This window comes from Polaribacter sp. Asnod6-C07, assembly GCF_045063625.1.
Lineage (GTDB): Bacteria > Bacteroidota > Bacteroidia > Flavobacteriales > Flavobacteriaceae > Polaribacter > Polaribacter vadi_A.
The window spans coordinates 810,347-828,194 of sequence record NZ_JBEFOF010000005.1 but is presented as its reverse complement, the minus strand read 5'-3'; the positions used below and the strand labels follow the sequence as shown (position 1 = coordinate 828,194).

Genomic DNA, 17,848 nt, shown 5'->3' with positions numbered 1-17,848 from the left:
AATTAAATATCTTTGATAATATAAGCAGTTTTATGAAAAAAGTAATTTTTCTTATTCTTTTATCCATTTATTCTACAGTTTTTTCTCAAATAGATTATAGCGATTCTTGGGAAGATTTTTATTCCTATAATAACGTAAAAGACTTTATAAAAGTTGATAATATTATCTATGCTTTAGCAGATAATGCTGTTTTTACTTTTAACGAAACTACTTCTGAAATTGAGAAGTTTTCATCTATACAAGGTTTATCTGGTGAAACTACTTCTGCAATTTATTACAGTAATGCTTTTGATCGATTAATAATTGGCTATGAAAATGGTTTAGTAGAGGTTATAGATGAAGATAATAGCATAACTATTTCTTCGGATATTGTTAATTTTAGTCAATCTGGTAATAAGAGCATTAATCATATTTCTGAATTTGGTACAACTTTATATTTGTCTACACCTTTTGCTGTTGTTGAATATGATATTGAAAATTTAGAATTTGGTGATACTTTTTTTATAGGTAATAGTTCTACTTCATTAAACATTAACCAAACTTTAATTGATAATAATACTATTTATGCAGCTACTGAAGATGGTGTTTTTACTGCAGATGTAAATAGCAATTTATTAATAGATTTTAATAATTGGAATCAAAGTTTTGAAGGTAGAGATTTTAGTAACATTTCAGTATTTAATAATCAAGTTTATGTTTCTGAAGGCAATAAATTATATCAATTGAATAATGGAATTTTAACACAAGTTAGAGATTTTTTTCAGACGATATATGGCTTAAAATCATCGAGTTCACATTTAGCAATTTCGCTAAATAAAAATGCAATTATTTTAGATACAGCAAATAACGAAAGTGAAAATTTTACAACAATTACAGATTTTGATTTTACGCTATCAAATGCTTTATTTATAGATGAAACCATTTATTTAGCAACAGAAGAATTCGGAATTTTAAAAACTTCTTCTTCTCTAGCGAATACTTTCGAAGAAATTCATCCAGAAGGCCCTTTATCTAATGAAGTTTTTTCTATTGATGTTAAAAATAGTGATTTATGGGTGGTTTATGGGGGTTATGATGGTACTTATTCTCCAACACAAACTAAAAAAGGGTTTAGTCATTATAATGGAGAAGTTTGGTTAAATACACAATATGATCCTAATTTTCCTGTAACAGATTTAAATTATGTTTCTATAGATCCTAATGAAGAAAATAAAGTTTACATAAGTTCTTTTGGAGGTACAAATAATGTTAATTCAGTTTCTACAGGAGGTTTGCTAGTTGTAGAAAACGATGAAATAAATACATTTTATAATCATTTAAATAGTCCTTTAGCAGATATAGAATCAGCTAATCCAAACTATGTAACAGTTAGAGTTAGTGCAACTGCTTTTGATAGCCAAGGTAATTTGTGGGTAGCAAACATCAATCAAGATGAAGAGCTTAAGAAATTAACCCCAAATGGACAATGGAGTAGCTACGATATCAGTTCTATACAAACTGTTTTTGCTTTTGGATTAAGTGAAATGGCTATTAGTAGCAATAATACAATTTGGGTAGGTACTAGAAGAAATGGAGTATATGCTTATAATGAAACTGGAGATAGAAAAAGAGCTTTAATTGCAACACCAAATTTAGGAAATTTACCAGATACAGATGTGTTAACTGTTGCAGTTGATAAAAGTAGTAGAGTTTGGTTAGGTACTAGAGCTGGTATGGTTGTTTTTAGAAATGCATCTACAGTTTTTGATGCAGATGTTTTAAATGCAGAACCAGTTGTTATAGAAGAAAATGGAGTAGGAGAACGTTTGTTAGGAGACCAAAGAATAAATACCATTTTTGTAGATGGTGCAGATAATAAATGGTTTGGTACAGATAATGGAGGTGTTTTATACACAAACCCTTCTGGGCAAACTACTTTGGCAAATTTTAGTTCAGATAATTCTCCATTACCATCTAACAGAATTTTAAAAATTAGAGTAGATGATAGTACTGGTAAAGTTTACTTTGCAACAGATAAAGGAATTGTAGCTTATAATAGTAATGTTGCACCTTTTGGAGAAGAATTAGCAGAGGTTTATGCATATCCAAATCCCGCTTTAAAAAATCACGAAACTGTAACTATTGATGGTAGAAATGGTACTCATTTGCCTCAAGGCACTAACGTGAAAATTTTAGATGTTGCAGGTAATTTAGTATATGAAACCAATGTTGTAGAAGGGCAAGAATTACAAGGAGGTAAAGTAGTTTGGAACAAGAAAAATTTAGCTGGTAATAAAGTAGCTTCTGGTATTTATATTGTTTTATTATCTAATGATGATGCAACAGAAACTGCAACAGCAAAAATTGCAATTGTAAATTAATGGCAGTTGTAACAACAAAAGCAATTGTTTTAAGCACATTAAAATATGGTGATACCAGTTTAATTGTAAAATGTTACACAGAAGAAGAAGGTGTAAAAACTTATTTAATTAGAGGTGTTCTTAAACCTAAAAAGAAAGGTATAAAAGCAGCCTATTTTCAGCCACTTACACAGTTAAGAATTGTTGCAAATCATAATAATAAAAGCACCCTAAATTCTATTAAAGATGTGCAAGTTATTCATCCATACAAAACCATCCATACAGATATTATAAAACAATCTGTGGTGTTTTTTTTGTCAGAAATTTTAACGAGTTCTATACAAGAAGAAGAGCAGAATAAAACACTGTATAGTTATTTAGAAACTGCTTTTATTTGGTTTGATGTTCATAACAAGATTCCAAATTTTCATTTATTGTTTTTATTAAATTTAACTGGTTTTTTAGGGTTTTACCCAGACATGTCTCAAAAAGAAAAGATTGGCTTTAATCTTTTAGAAGGAAATTTTTCTGATAACATCCAAGATAAAAATGTGATTCATAAAAACGATTTTTATCAATTTAAAAAGCTGCTAGGCATAAATTTTGATGGTATAGAAAACGTGTCTTATAGTAAAGTTGAAAGACAATTGGTATTGCAAATGATTATTAAGTATTTTAAATTACATTTGGGCAGTTTTAGAGAACCCAAATCTTTACAAGTTTTAGAAACCGTTTTTAGTTAATGATGAAGCAGCTATATATTTTTGTTATTTTTTTATGTATAAGTAGCATTTCTTTTGGTCAAAAAGTTAAAATTTTTGATAAAGAAACAGGCAAAGTTGTTAAAAACGTAAATGTTTTTAATTCAGAAAATACAGTAAGTTTAACTACTGATAATAATGGTTTTACTGATATTTCATCAATAGAAGAAAATGAAGTAATCTTTTTTTCTCATTTATCCTATGCTGTTTTTAAAATAAAAAAATCGAAGCTTAGATTACATAATTTTATTGTAAATCTTACAAAAGAATCAGAAGAGTTAGATGAAGTTATAATTTCATCCTTTAAGAAAGAAGAAAAAGCAAAAAGAATTGCAGAACAAATTGCAGTGCTATCTACCAAAGATATTCAAAAAATATCACCACAAACATCTGCAGATTTATTAGCTACAATACCTGGTATAAAAGTTCAAAAAACGCAATTTGGTGGAGGTAGCCCTGTAATTCGAGGTATGGAGTCTAATCGTGTTTTGTTAGTGGTAGATGGTGTTAGAATGAATAATGCAATTTATAGAAAAGGGCATTTGCAAAACTCAATTACTTTATCACCAAACTTACTAGACAAAACTGAAGTTGTTTTTGGACCATCTTCTGTAATGTATGGATCTGATGCTTTGGGTGGTGTTATTCATTATTATACAAAAACACCTAAATTATCCGAAGAAACTAAAGTAAATAGTCAATTATTTTCTAGATATTCTTCTGTAAATCAAGAAATAACTACCAATGTTTCTGCAGAGGTTAGTTTTAGTAATTGGGCCTCTTTTACAAGTGTTTCTTATTCTGATTTTGGTAATTTAAAAGCGGGTACAAATAGAAATCATGGTTTTGAAGATTGGGGAAAAGTCTTTTATTATTCAGAAAATGTAAACGGAAATTATTCAGAAAATCCTACATTAAATACAGATCCAAATAGATTAAAAAACACAGGTTATAATCAAACAGATGTTTTACAAAAATTCTTTGTGCCATTATCTAAAAACACCGATTTAAAAGTTAATTTACAGTATTCTACTTCTTCAGACATACAAAGATTTGATAGATTAAATGAGTTAACAGATGCCACAGATGTATCTTCTTTAAAGTTTGCAGAATGGTATTATGGACCTCAAGACAGGTTGTTAATTTCATCTCAACTTTTAATAAATCCGAACAAAAATTGGTTAGAAAGTGGTTCAATTACTACTGCTTATCAAAATATTAAAGAGAGTAGAATTCAAAGGAAATTTGGAAGTTTAGAGCGATCTTATAGAGAAGAAACAGTTAATGTTTTTAGTGTTAATGGAGATTTTTCAGTACCTATTGATGTTGATAAAACAAGAATTTTTTCTTATGGTTTTGAGGTTGCACACAATGATTTAGAATCTAATTCTTATGGAAAAACTTTAAATATAGTAGATGGAGAAATTAATGGTTTTTCTGATGATTTTAAAGTGCAATCACGTTATCCTGATGGAGGAAGCAGTTATTTAAGCTCTGCACTTTATGTAGGTTACAGACAAGATGTAAATAGTAAATCTACTTTAAACTCAGGTATTCGTTTTACAAACACTCATTTAAAAGCAAGATGGATAGATGAAACCTTTTTAGATTTGCCAACTACAACAGTAAGTGCAAATAATTCAGCAATAACTGCAACTTTAGGATATGCTTATAAACCCAATAGAAATTGGCAGTTAAATGGAGTTTTGTCCTCTGGTTTTCGTTCTCCTAATATAGATGATATGGGTAGAGTTCGTGAAAAATCTGGTAATGTTACTGTGCCTAATTTTGATGTAAGACCTGAATTTGCTTATAGTTCAGAATTTAGTGTGCAAAAGTATTTTAATGATAGAAAGTTTAGGTTTGGGGCAAATATTTATTATACTTTACTAGATAATTATATACAAAGAGATTATGTTTTAAATGATGATGGTAGTATAAAACAAGTAGAATTCGATGGTGAATTTGGTAATGCTGTAAACAATCAGAATAAAGGAAACGCATATATTTTAGGTTACACAGTTAATTATTTGGGTAAAATTTCTAACCAAATAAAAACATCAGGATTTATAACCTATACCAAAGGAAGAACTTACGACACTGAAGAACCAATGTCTTCAATTCCGCCTTTATTTGGTCAGTTTGAACTAAATTATAAAAAAGATAAAATAGCTTTAGGAGCAGAATTTAGATTTAATAGTAAAAAAGATATTGAAGATTTTAACTTTACAGAAGGTATAGATAATCATGATTTAACGCCTATTGTAGATGCAAATGCTATAAATGATGAAGATATTTATTATGGAACACCAAGTTGGATGACTTTTGGCTTAAATGGAAGTTATGATGTAAATAATAACATTTCTGTACAAGCAAGATTAGATAATCTTTTTGATGAACATTATATAGAATTTGCTTCTGGAGTTTCTTCTCCTGGTAGAAATTTATCAATTTCTTTTATGGCTAATTTTTAAAGAATAAACCTTTATTTTGTTTACTTATTATATAACATAAATGGAAAAGCTTTTAGATAGTTACAAAAAGATAATTGCATTAGTTGTGTATCTGATTATTAACAGCTTTTTCATTATAAAGTATGCAGTTAGGCAAGATTATTTTTCAACCCTATCTCTTTTTGTAATTTATAATATCTTAGTAATAATTGGTATTTATTTAATTTATTTTTTTAGAGACTTTATTAGCAAGGTTAAAAAAGTTGATTATTACTTTTTAGCAGTTTGCATTTTAATTTTTGTAGTTTTTGTTTTAATAAATATTTTTATTGACGGCAACACTTTAAATTCTGATAGATGGTCTGCTATGCATACCACTATTAATGGTGTTCTAAATGGCAATTATCCTTATAGTTTAAAAGATCATTTAGGGCAAACATCATCTAATTTACCAGGATTATTTTTTATTGGCTTACCTTTTTATTTAATTGGAAATGTAAGTTTGCTGCAACCTTTTATTTTTTTAATTATAAGCTTGTTGCTCTTTAAGTCTAAATTAGAGATGTATAAAAAAGCAATTATCGTTTTTTTATTAATAGCTTCACCAGCTTATTTGTGGGAGATTTTTGCAAAAAGTGATTTGTTAAGTAATATCTTTATATTGGTCTTTTTTATAATTTTATGGGATAATAAGTTTAAATTAAACTATTTTAAATACCCTTTTCTATTATCATTTTTTATAGCATTTTTAGTTTTAACAAGAGGTATTGTAGTTATACCTCTTACACTTTTTTTATTCAGTTCATTTATTAAATCTACGAATAAAGAAAAGTTTAAGTTTTCTGTAGGTTTTCTAATTAATCTGACTTTAATTTCTTTTCCTTTTCTAATTACATTGCCAGAAATAGAGGTTATAAAAGAACATAATCCTTTTAATCATCAAACAAGGTTTACACCAAAATGGGTTCAAATAACTTTTATAATATTACCTTTTATTTTTGGTTTCAGAATAAAAAAAATACATCAAGTAATTTTTCAATCTTTACTATTTTTAACCCTATTACTTTTCTTAAGTTTTATTATAGAAATCGTAGATGAAGGTTATAAGAATACTTTATATAATAGTTCTTTTGATATCTCTTATCTTACTATGATTTTACCATTTTCAATCTTGTATTTTATAACAAGTACAAAGAAACTAGATTTAAATTATTTTTAAGAGATTACTTTTTCCTTTTCCCTTCATCAGTAAAGTTATCACTTAAAGCACGTTCAGTTTTTATAATAGAAACTATAATAGATAACATTACCAAAACCATAGGTTCCCAAGAAATTTCTTTGGCAGAAAACTGAGCAAGAACTAAACCTCCAATAAAAGATATACCAGAATAAAAAAGTAGTGTTTTGTTAAAATTAGCATTTGCAAAATCCCAAATTTCTTGATTTTGCATTGCTTTAAAAGTTCGATAACCATATAAATTATTGATTTTTTTTGGCGGAAATTTCCAAAAAATAATACTCAATAAAAACAACAAACCATTTGTGGTTAACACATATATAAAAGGACTCATTTTATCTATTTTTTTAATTAGCTTTTACTTAAAATAAGTAACTCAATACTAAAGTAATAATTACTTTTTAGGTCTAAGTAAACCTTCTTGACTAACAGATGCAATTAATTTACCATCTCTTGTAAAAATATTTGCCTTACACAAACCTCTTGCACCATAAGCATTGGGTGATTCTGCAGAAAAAAGCATCCAATCATTAAAATCGAAATCTCTAAAAAACCACATAGAATGATCTAAACTTGCAGTCATTGTATTACCAAAACTATAATCTTTTGCATTCGGATTAAAAGCCGCGTTTAAAACATTATAATCAGAAATATATGTTAAGATTTGATGTTTCATTTGGATGTCCATTGTTGGAATATCACCTTTTAATTTAAACCAAACTTCTTCTTTTGGAGCTCTATTTTTAGGCTCTAAAGGATTAGGAATTACCACAGGTTTAAATGCAATTGGTCTTTCTATGCTTAAAAAAGATTTAAGACTTTTTGGTAAAAAATCTCCAAATTGAACAGCCATATCATCCCAACTCAATAATTCTTCTGGTTGTTTTATATCTGTTTTCATTATTGCTTGGTGTTCAAAACCTTCTTCTTTTTTATGAAAAGAAGCCGCTAAAATAAATATGGTTTTATCATTCTGACTTGCGGTTACTCTTCTTGTAGAAAAACTACCTCCATTCCTTACCTCAGTAACATCATAAGTAATAGGAATCGTTAAATCTCCAGGTTCTAAAAAATAAGAATGTAAAGAGTGTAAAAAGCGATTTTCTGGTATAGTTTTGTAAGCAGAATGCACAGCTTGTGCCAATACTTGTCCACCAAATACAATTGCGCTTCCTATGGTTACACTTTCTCCTAAAAATTTATTTTTTTCTAATTCTTTTAAAGATAAAAGTGATATTAATTCTTTGCTGTTATTCATTAATTTTTCAATTTAAATGGAAAATTTTGACGAAATGGTGTAGGCTGTACACGCTGCAAAAATAACTTTAAAATTTTATTTGTAATACTTTTTTTATGACGAAGATACATTGTTAAATCTTGTGGAACTGCACCAATAGAACTCTTAATTTCGCTAGCTGTTCTTCCAAAATTTATAGTTTTTAATTTTTTACTGATCGCAATTTCTATATAATCATACAATATTCTTTGATAAATTGCATGTTCTCTATTTAGTTGATAATCAATACCTACAAAATGGGCGTCTAAAGATTTTTGGTTGATAGCAGCAGACATAAAACCAACAATTTTATCATTAACCCAATAGGTTTTTAATATATAATTATCACCTAATTTTGCTTTAAAATCTTTATAGGTTTCTAAATTAAAACTGGCCAGATTAAAATCTGCTTTAGAGGTAACTTTTTCATATAAAGCAGTCATTTTGGGTAGTTTTTCATCAATGTTATTTAAAGTAACATCTTCAATTTTAAGGTTTTCGCTTAAAGTTAAAGCTCTTTTTGCTTTTACTCTAAACTTTGTTTTCATTGCAGCCAAATAATCATCAAAAGTTTGCCAGTTTTCTTGTAGTTCAAGTTTCATGTTAGGCTCTACAGAAAAAGGATGATAATTAAAATCTTTTAGTTCATCAGTTATAAGTAGAGATTCATTTACAAAGTCTTTAATTAAAAAAGCATCAATTTTTTTCTTAAGGTCTTTGTTTAAGTTTAAAAAGTGGTTTATGCTTTCTGCTAGTTCTTTAAGAATTGCATTTTTATCTTCATTTTTTTTGATAAAAATACCATGTTCTCCACTCACAAAAATGTTTCCACAGATTAGCAATTTCAAAGGTTTGTTATCCGGAATTATATGTAATTTTTTACCAATATTTCTTAAAAATTCTAAATCATTTTTAATCGAATTTAAATGAAAATCAACAATTTTAAGATGTGCAATTGCAGTTGGTTTTTTATCATTATCAATTAAAACAATGTAGGTGAAATTGATTTTTGGATGATTTTTTTCTAATGAGTTTAAATAATTAGGATGAAAATAAAAGTTTTTTGTACAATCTAAATCTTCCCAAATTTCAGAAGGAATTTCATCAATTTTAGAAAAAAACAAAGCTGTGTTTGTGTTAGAGAAGCAAATCAAATTAAGAAAAAATTAATGGTTTTAACTTTCTAAACCCTCTAAAAACTGTTAACATCCTTTATATTTTTTAAAAGTATAAAGATGCTAAAAAAATGTGATTCTATAAAAGTTACTTTATAATTGTCGTTTATTTCTTTTTATACTTTCTAAAACATTAGAAATGTTTTTAAATGTTAATTTTTTTTTAACAAAATATTAAATAGTTGCACATGCAACTAAGGAGCTGGTTTATTTACTTTTGCAGGGTGAAAACAAAAAAAATAGATATTGATTTTGAGAACTCTATTGGGCCTTGGCTTGGTAGAACAGGCAAAATGGTAGATTATTTTTTTCAAGAATCTTTTAATGCTATAGGTTTAGATTTAACCAAAGAACAAATGATTGTTTTAAAAAAATTAACATTTCAAGATGGTTTAAATCAAAATGAATTGGCTTTTTTAACATTAAGAAACAAGTCTTCTTTAACACGTTTATTAACAAAAATGGAAAAGAAAAATTACATTTTTAGAAAACAAAGTAAAGAAGATAAGCGTATTAAAAATGTGTACTTAACAAAGTACGGGAAAGATATATATAATAAAACCAAACCTGTTATTCAGAATTTAATAACAACAATGGAGCAAAATATTTCTAAAGAAGAAAAACAACAAATTATTAAAATTTTTAAAAAAATACAGACTAATTTTAGCTCTAGCATAGAGCATATTTAACTAACTATACATGAGAAAAACAATACTTGCTATACTAGGAATTGCAGCCATAATTGGTGCGATTTTATTAGGTAAATTTTTAATCGATAAAAACCAAAAACCTAAACCAACATTTAAGAAACAAATAAAAACTGTTTTTGTAGAAAATGTAGAAAACAAATCAATTCCTATTATTTTATCTGCAAGCGGAAATTTAACTGCTAAAAATAAAATCGAAATATATTCAGAGGTTTCTGGAGTTTTAAAACCATCTAAAAAGTTATTTAAAGCTGGTTCTAATTATTATAAAGGGGAAACTTTATTAAGCCTAAATAACGATGAGTTTTACGCAAGTATTCAATCTCAAAAAAGTAATTTATATAATTTAATTACTTCAGTTTTACCAGATTTAAGATTAGATTACCCATCAGAATTCCCAAAATGGGAGAAATATTTACAGGGTTTTGATATGAATAAATCAACACCTAAAATCCCTGAATTTTCTTCGGATAAAGAGAGGTATTTTATTTCTGGTAGAGGTATAATAACTGCATATTATAATGTAAAAAACTTAGAAGTTCGTTTAACTAAATATCAAATAAGAGCGCCTTTTTCTGGTATTTTAACAGAAGCATTAGTAAGTCCTGGTTCTTTAGTTAGGGTTGGGCAAAAATTAGGAGAATTTATAGATCCAAGAGTTTATGAAATGGAAGTGTCTATAAATTCGGAATTTGCAGATTTATTAAAAGTTGGCAATTCTGTTGCACTTACTAATTTAGAAAAAACAAAAAAATATTCTGGTAAAGTAGTTCGTGTAAATGGTAAAGTAGATCAAGTTTCGCAAACTATTAAAGCTTTTATTGATGTAAAACATTCAGATTTAAAAGAAGGTATGTATTTAGAAGCCAATTTGGTTGCTAAATCAGAAACAGAAGCTATTGAGATCCCTAGAAAATTATTGGTAGATAATTCAGCTGTATATACTGTAAAAAATGATAGTGTCTTAACACTTTCTAAAATAGACCCTGTTTATTTTGGGGCAGAAACTGTAGTAATAAAAGGCCTTAAAAATAACGACAAATTATTGTCGCAAACTTTACCTGGTGCTTTTAATGGTATGATTGTAAAAATTAATAAAAAGTAATTATATGAAAAAAATAATTACGTATTTTATAAAATACCCAGTAGCCGTAAATGTAGTTATTATTGCATTTATCATCTTTGGGGCAGTAGGTATATTTAGCATGAAATCTTCCTTTTTTCCATTGGTAGATTCAGAACTAATAAATATTTCTTTAGCTTATCCTGGTGCATCTCCTGCAGAAATGGAAGAAGGTGTTGTGCTTAAAATTGAAGATAATTTAAAAGGAATTGTAGGTGTAGAAAGAGTAACTTCTGTATCTAGAGAAAATTCTGCAACTGTAAGTATAGAAGTAGAAAAAGGTAAAAATATAGATGTTGTTTTATCTGATGTAAAAAATGCAGTAGATAGAGTTCCATCATTCCCTTCTGGTATGGAACCTGCAGTTATTGCTAAGGTAGAGAGTATAAGACCAACAATTAGTTTTACGGTTAGTGGTGATAATCTTTCTTTAAAATCGATAAAACAATATGCTAGAAATGTAGAAAATGATATTAGAGGTATGGAGGGTATCTCTCAAGTTTCGCTTTCTGGTTTCCCAGATGAAGAAATAGAAATTGCAGTAAGAGAAAACGATTTACGAGCTTACAATTTATCGTTTGCAGAGGTTTCTAGTGCAGTTACAAATTCTAATATTTTAATAACTGGTGGTAATATAAAAACATCAGAAGAAGATTATTTAATTAGAGCAAGTAATCGATCTTATTATGGTTTAGAATTACAAAACTTAATTGTTAGAACAGAAACTAATGGTAATATTATCCGTTTAAAAGATATTGCAGCAGTTAGAGATACTTGGTCAGAAACACCAGATAGATTGTATTATAATGGCAATTTAGCTATAGATATTACAGTAAGTAATACCAATAACGAAGATTTAATTTCTTCTGCTGATAAAATTAAAGAATACATTCATAAATACAATCAAGAAAACCAAAATGTAAAATTAAGTGTTACTAGCGATAGAAGTTTAACCTTAAATGGAAGAACAAAGCTATTAGTAGAAAATGGTGTTGTAGGTATTCTATTAGTTTTATTCTTTTTAGCACTCTTTTTAAATTTACGTTTAGCAATTTGGGTAGCATTTGGTTTGCCAGTTGCGTTTTTTGGTATGTTTATTTTCGCAGCTCAATTTGACGTAACTATAAATGTATTATCTCTTTTTGGGATGATTATTGTAATCGGTATTTTGGTTGATGATGGAATTGTAATTGGTGAAAATATTTATCATCATTATTACGATTTAGGAAAAACTAAAATACAAGCAGCAATAGATGGAACAATGGAAGTTATTCCACCAATTGTATCAGCAATTTTAACTACAATTATAGCTTTTTCAACCTTCTTTTTTGTAGATGGTAGAATAGGTAGTTTTTTTGGTGAAGTTTCTACAATTGTTTTGCTAACACTAACAGTTTCATTAATAGAAGCCTTAATTATTTTACCTGCACATATTGCGCACTCTAAAGCTTTAGATAGAAAAAGATTAGAAAATGGTGAAAAGAAAAAAAGCAATAAACTTGATGATTTCTTTAACAAAGTAAACAGAGGAGCAGATGTTTTTTTAATGAAAATTAGAGATAAATACTACATGCCCTTTTTAAGGTTTAGTTTGCAGAATAAAGTTTTTGCTTTCGGAATTCCAATAGCAATGTTAATTTTTAGTATTCTAGCTATGAATGCAGGAATTATAAAACAATCATTTTTTCCTAGAGTAGCAAGTGATCAAGTAAAGATTACCCTTACAATGCCTCAAGGTACTAACGAAAAAATTACAGATTCTATTATCTCATCCATAGAAGAAAAAGTTTGGTTGATTAATAAAGAATATTCTGCCAAACAAACAGGAGATATAGATGTTGTAGAAAATGTAATAAAAAGAGTTGGTCCTGGTAGTGCAAATGCAACTTTAAGTGTTAACCTTTTACCAGGTGAAGCTAGAGATTTTTCATCACCAGAAATAACAAATGCAATTAGCGATAAAGTTGGTAAAGTGTATGGTGTAGAAAGTTTAGTTTTTGGTTCTGGTGGTAATTTTGGTGGTAGCCCTGTAGCAGTTTCTTTATTAGGTAATAATATTACAGAATTAAAAGCAGCCAAAGAAGAATTAAAATTAGTTTTAGAAAACAATTCACTTTTAAAAGATATTTCTGATAACGATCCTGCAGGTATTAAAGAGGTTAAAATTACTTTAAAAGATAATGCATATTTATTAGGTTTAAATCTGCAATCTGTTATGGCACAAGTGCGTTATGGTTTCTTCGGATTACAAGCACAGCGTTTTCAAAGAGGGCAAGACGAAATTAAAATTTGGGTTCGTTATGATAAAAAAGACAGATCATCTATTAAAAATTTAGATGATATGCGTGTGATAACTCCTACAGGAACTAGAATTCCATTTTCTGAAATTGCAAATTATACCATTGCAAGAGGAGACATTGCTATTAATCATTTAGATGGTAAAAGAGAAATACAAGTTACTGCAGATTTAAGAGATTTAGAAACGAGTGCAACTGAGATTTTAGATGATATAAAAACTAAGGTTATGCCAGAGATTTTATCTAAATATCACACAGTAACACCACTTTACGAAGGTCAAAATAGAGAAGCTAAAAAAACGACAGACTCAGTAAATTTAGTTGGGCCAATTATTTTACTCTTAATTTATATTGTAATTGCGTTTACATTCCGTTCTTACAGCCAGCCAATTTTATTAATAATTATGATTCCTTTTAGTATGATTGGAGTTATTTGGGGGCATTTTATTCACGATTTTTCAATTGGTATTTTATCCTTTTTAGGAATTATTGCTTTGGTAGGTATTATGGTAAATGACGGTTTGGTTTTAATTGGTAAATTTAATGCTTATTTAAAAGAAGGTATGAAGTTTGATGACGCTCTTATTGCAGCAGGTCAATCTCGTTTTAGAGCAATTTTCTTAACTTCTTTAACTACTATTGCTGGTTTAGCGCCTTTAATGTTAGAGAAAAGTAGACAAGCACAATTTTTAATACCAATGGCAATCTCTATTTCTTATGGTATTGCAATTGCTACAGTTTTAACTTTGGTAATGTTACCATTATTATTATCGGTTTCTAACTCTATGAAAGTAGGAATTAAATGGTTAAAAACAGGAGAAAAGGTTACAAAAGAAGAGGTAGAAAGAGCAATTATAGAATCTAAATTCGATGAAAATGAAGATCATTAAAAACACAATAGTAGTAGTCGTTTTTTTATCGACTTTACAACTTGTTTCTCAAGAAATATTAACAAAAAAAGAAGCATTAGCAATTACTTTAGAAAACAATTTCGGGGTTAAAATTGCTAATAATAATTTAGAAGTAGCTAAAAATAATACTAGTATTTATAATACAGGTTTTTTACCAACAGCAGCAATTTCTTCTGGGGCAAATTATAGTAAAAATAATCAAACTATTACGCGTCAAGATGGTACTTCTACAAGTATTGATGGTGCTGTAACAAAATCGTACAATGCTTCTTTAAGTTTAAATTACACCATTTTTGATGGTTTAGGTAGAAAATATAATTATCAACAATTAAAAGAAACTTATAATTTAACAGAATATCAAGCAAAAGAAACTATAGAAAATACTTATTTACAGTTATTTACAGCATATTTTCAAATTGCAAGATTATCAGAAAACAAAGAAAATTTATCAGAGGCATTAGCTATTTCTAAAAAACGTTTACAACGTGCTGAATATCAGTATGATTATGGACAAACTACTAAATTGGAAATGTTAAATGCAGAAGTAGATGTAAATAATGATAGTATTACTTTAATATCTGCTAAACAACAATTAAATAATGCAAAACGTGGTTTAAATATTATTTTAGGAGTTGAAAAAGCAGTAGATTATACTGTAGAAACTGATGTTAATTTTATTAATATTATGAATTTTGGTGAGTTACAAACTAAAACTTTAGCAAACAATTCACTTTTAAAACAAAATGAGCAAAACATTGCAATTAGTGAGTTTAACATCAAAATAAACAAAGCTAGTTATATGCCTTCTTTAGACTTTAGTACCTCTTATGGATGGAATAAAAGCGAAAACCCAGCAACATCTTTCTTAGCAGGTTCTACATCTTCAGGTTTAAATGCGGGTTTAAGTTTATCTTGGAGCTTGTTTGATGGTGGAACAACAAAAACAAATGTTGCTAATGCTAAAATAGCTTTAGAAAATGAGCAAATTTTGTTAGAGCAGCAAAAAGTTACCATAGAAAATAACTTAAAAAATACTTGGGAAAATTATAATAATCAACTTTTTATTATTGGTGCCCAAGAAAAAAATGTAGCAACTACACAGAATAATTTCGAAAGAACAGAAGAGCGCTATAAACTTGGGCAAGTAACATCTATAGAATTTAGACAAGCTCAAATTAATTTAATTAATGCAAAAACAGCTTTAAATAACGCAAAATTTGATGCTAAATTAATTGAATTAGAACTTTTACAATTAAGTGGAGATATTTTAAATGTAGATTTTTAGAAAACTGATTTATATCATATTTTAAAAGAAGTATAAGCTCTAATTTTACAGTAGAAATTTGTAGAATATGAGTTTTTTTAGAATACCACTAGTTTCATGGATTAATGGAACAATAATGATTGGAGTTTTTGCCTTGGTTGTTGTAGGCTTAATTATAGCTGTTTATCTTTTAATGAATAGCGATAAAAAAACTCAAAAGTAAGTTTTGTATTTTGTTGATTACGAAAAATCCGAGTTTTTAACTCGGATTTTTTATTTCTATTTCATTAAATTTATATGATAAAAGAAAACAACTAAATGTCTGATATAATAAATAATCTAAAAACTAATTTTGGTTACCTTTTAGAGGATGAACTAATAACTGAAATCGATAAAATTGGCAGTCTAAAAACATTTAAAAAGAATGAAATAATCATAGAAATAGATGATTATATTAAGTTTATGCCTTTACTTATAAATGGTGCCATAAAAATTTTAAGAGAAGACCAAAATGGAGATGAATTGGTTCTTTATTATTTAGAAAAAGGAGATACTTGTGCAATGACTTTGTCATGTTGTTTAGGGCAAACAAAAAGTAAAATTAGAGCAGTTACAGAAACAGATGTAGAGCTAATTATGATTCCTAAAGAAAAAATGGGAGAATGGTTAGGTGTTTATAAATCTTGGCAATCTTTTATTTTACAAAGTTATCATAACAGAATGGATGAGCTTTTAGAAGCTGTAGATACGATTGCCTTTTTAAAAATGGATGAACGTTTGTTTCGTTATTTAAAAGACAAAGCAATGGTAACCCATAATGATGTTGTTTTTACTACACATCAAGAAATTTCGCAAGATTTACATACATCTAGAGTTGTAATTTCTAGATTGCTTAAAAAATTAGAAAATGAAGGAAAAATTAAACTATTTAGAAATAGTATAAAAGTTTTAGAACTGTAACATAAGTTACAGATGTAGCACCTAATTTGTCTTAATTTTATTAGCAAACTGTAAGAAATATGAAACCCATTACTTTGCTACTAATTTTTGTTGTTTTTATAGGATGTAAAAATTCTAATAGACCTTTAACTGCCTTAGAAAAATCGATTTCAGAGACCAAGAATCATCAACAAAAACATCCAGGAAAAAAATTGATGGAAACAAGTTGCTATTCTTGTCATAGTCTTACTGCTCCAGAAAATAGTAGAATTGCACCACCAATGATTGCTATTAAAAATAGATATATTACTAAAAATACAACTAAAGAAGAGTTTGTAAATGATATGCAAAATTGGATGAAAAATCCAACCAACGAAAAGGCTAAAATGCATGGAGCTGTAAAAAGGTTTGGTTTGATGCCAAAACTAGGATATCCTGAAGAAACCATTCAAAAAATTTCTGAATATATGTATGATTATGATATTGAAAAACCAGAATGGTTTGATGAGCATCATAAAAATCAACATCCAAAAAGAAAAAAAATCAGTTTAACTTATAAAGAAAGAGGATTAGAATATGCTCTTTCTACAAAAGCTGTTTTAGGCAAAAACTTAATGAGTAAAATTCAAAAAAATGGAACGCTGGCAGCTTTAGAATTTTGTAATATTAAAGCTTATCCGTTAACAGATAGCATGTCTGTTGTAAATAAGGCAACAATAAAAAGAGTATCAGACAAACCTAGAGATCAAAAAAATATAGCTTCTAATATCGAAAACGGGTATATCAATATTTTTAAAGAAAATGTAAAAACTAATACAAAATCAGATCCAATTTTGGTGATTTCAGAGAAAAAAGTAAAGTTTTATTATCCTATTATCACCAACAGAATGTGCTTGCAATGTCATGGAAATACAAATTCGGATATTGAGTTTAGTACATTAGATAAAATTAAAAATTTATATCCAGAAGATTTAGCAACTGGTTATCAAGAAAATCAAGTTAGAGGTATTTGGAGCATCACTTTTGATAAATAAGAGAAATCATGAAAAATTTTTTAGAGATTATTAATAAAGACAAACCAGTTTTGGTAGATTTTTTTGCAGAGTGGTGTGGTCCTTGTAAAATGATGTCGCCAATTTTAAAAGAAGTAAAAGATGTTTTAGGCGATAAAGTTTCAATTATTAAAATTGATGTTGATAAAAACAAAGCTTTGGCAGCAAAATATCAGGTTAGAGGTGTGCCTACTTTAGTTTTATATAAATCTGGCAAACAAGTCTGGAGGCAATCTGGAGTGGTAACTAAAAACGATCTTATTTCTATTATAAATAGTTTTGGTTGATTGTATTATAATAGTAAGTATGTTGAT

The 17,848-nt window shown here is 27.8% G+C and carries 15 protein-coding genes; 12 read left to right on the top strand and 3 right to left on the bottom strand.

Annotated elements, in window-relative coordinates; translation table 11 throughout:
- The first annotated feature begins 32 nt into the window (after positions 1–32).
- From ACJJVK_RS03555 to ACJJVK_RS03540, 4 genes are read left to right on the top strand one after another with little or no spacing between them, the layout of a single operon-like run.
- Positions 33–2,360, top strand: coding sequence for a hypothetical protein (locus ACJJVK_RS03555; protein ID WP_405563221.1), 2,328 nt, complete (start codon positions 33–35; stop codon positions 2,358–2,360).
- Positions 2,360–3,082, top strand: a complete 723-nt coding sequence (gene recO, locus ACJJVK_RS03550; RefSeq protein ID WP_215994010.1) for a DNA repair protein RecO — start codon at positions 2,360–2,362, stop codon at positions 3,080–3,082. Before ACJJVK_RS03555 ends, recO begins: the two co-directional genes overlap by 1 nt.
- Positions 3,082–5,574, top strand: a complete 2,493-nt coding sequence (locus ACJJVK_RS03545) for a TonB-dependent receptor domain-containing protein (RefSeq protein WP_405563218.1) — start codon at positions 3,082–3,084, stop codon at positions 5,572–5,574. Before recO ends, ACJJVK_RS03545 begins: the two co-directional genes overlap by 1 nt.
- Before the next feature lie 40 nt (positions 5,575–5,614).
- On the top strand, positions 5,615–6,772 hold the full coding sequence (locus ACJJVK_RS03540; RefSeq protein WP_405563216.1) for a hypothetical protein: 1,158 nt from the start codon (positions 5,615–5,617) through the stop codon (positions 6,770–6,772).
- Positions 6,773–6,776: 4 nt separating this feature from the next.
- Here the strand turns inward: ACJJVK_RS03540 and ACJJVK_RS03535 are convergent, their stop codons facing one another.
- From ACJJVK_RS03535 to ACJJVK_RS03525, 3 genes are read right to left on the bottom strand one after another with little or no spacing between them, the layout of a single operon-like run.
- Positions 6,777–7,124: an SdpI family protein gene (locus ACJJVK_RS03535; RefSeq protein WP_405563214.1), complete on the bottom strand. Its 348-nt coding sequence runs from the start codon at positions 7,122–7,124 to the stop codon at positions 6,777–6,779.
- A 60-nt stretch (positions 7,125–7,184) separates the two neighbouring features.
- On the bottom strand, positions 7,185–8,048 hold the full coding sequence (locus tag ACJJVK_RS03530; RefSeq protein ID WP_215994007.1) for an acyl-CoA thioesterase II: 864 nt from the start codon (positions 8,046–8,048) through the stop codon (positions 7,185–7,187).
- Positions 8,048–9,220, bottom strand: coding sequence for a peptidogalycan biosysnthesis protein (locus ACJJVK_RS03525; RefSeq protein ID WP_405563210.1), 1,173 nt, complete (start codon positions 9,218–9,220; stop codon positions 8,048–8,050). The genes ACJJVK_RS03530 and ACJJVK_RS03525 overlap by 1 nt, the downstream gene beginning before the upstream one ends.
- Before the next feature lie 245 nt (positions 9,221–9,465).
- Here ACJJVK_RS03525 and ACJJVK_RS03520 point away from each other — a divergent pair, with 245 nt between their 5' ends.
- The 8 genes from ACJJVK_RS03520 (at position 9,466) to trxA (ending at position 17,821) form a co-directional block, all read left to right on the top strand.
- A complete protein-coding gene (locus ACJJVK_RS03520) occupies positions 9,466–9,930 on the top strand; it encodes a MarR family winged helix-turn-helix transcriptional regulator (protein ID WP_215994006.1) in 465 nt (154 codons plus the stop codon).
- 10 nt (positions 9,931–9,940) lie between these two features.
- Entirely contained in the window at positions 9,941–11,053 is a 1,113-nt protein-coding gene (locus ACJJVK_RS03515; RefSeq protein WP_405563207.1) for an efflux RND transporter periplasmic adaptor subunit, read from the top strand.
- Positions 11,054–11,057: 4 nt separating this feature from the next.
- On the top strand, positions 11,058–14,258 hold the full coding sequence (locus tag ACJJVK_RS03510) for an efflux RND transporter permease subunit (protein WP_405563205.1): 3,201 nt from the start codon (positions 11,058–11,060) through the stop codon (positions 14,256–14,258).
- Complete coding sequence (locus tag ACJJVK_RS03505) at positions 14,245–15,564, top strand: TolC family protein (RefSeq protein WP_405563203.1); 1,320 nt, start codon at positions 14,245–14,247, stop codon at positions 15,562–15,564. The genes ACJJVK_RS03510 and ACJJVK_RS03505 overlap by 14 nt, the downstream gene beginning before the upstream one ends.
- 67 nt (positions 15,565–15,631) lie before the next feature.
- Positions 15,632–15,766 carry a hypothetical protein gene (locus ACJJVK_RS03500; RefSeq protein WP_289851789.1) on the top strand — a complete coding sequence of 45 codons (135 nt, stop codon included), beginning with the start codon at positions 15,632–15,634 and terminating at the stop codon, positions 15,764–15,766.
- A gap of 95 nt (positions 15,767–15,861) precedes the next feature.
- Positions 15,862–16,503: a Crp/Fnr family transcriptional regulator gene (locus ACJJVK_RS03495; RefSeq protein WP_215994002.1), complete on the top strand. Its 642-nt coding sequence runs from the start codon at positions 15,862–15,864 to the stop codon at positions 16,501–16,503.
- A 59-nt stretch (positions 16,504–16,562) separates the two neighbouring features.
- Complete coding sequence (locus ACJJVK_RS03490) at positions 16,563–17,516, top strand: DUF3365 domain-containing protein (protein ID WP_405563199.1); 954 nt, start codon at positions 16,563–16,565, stop codon at positions 17,514–17,516.
- Between the two features lie 8 nt (positions 17,517–17,524).
- Positions 17,525–17,821 (top strand): thioredoxin, encoded by a 297-nt coding sequence (gene trxA / locus ACJJVK_RS03485; protein WP_405563197.1) that lies wholly within the window; start codon positions 17,525–17,527, stop codon positions 17,819–17,821.
- Positions 17,822–17,848 lie beyond the last annotated feature (27 nt).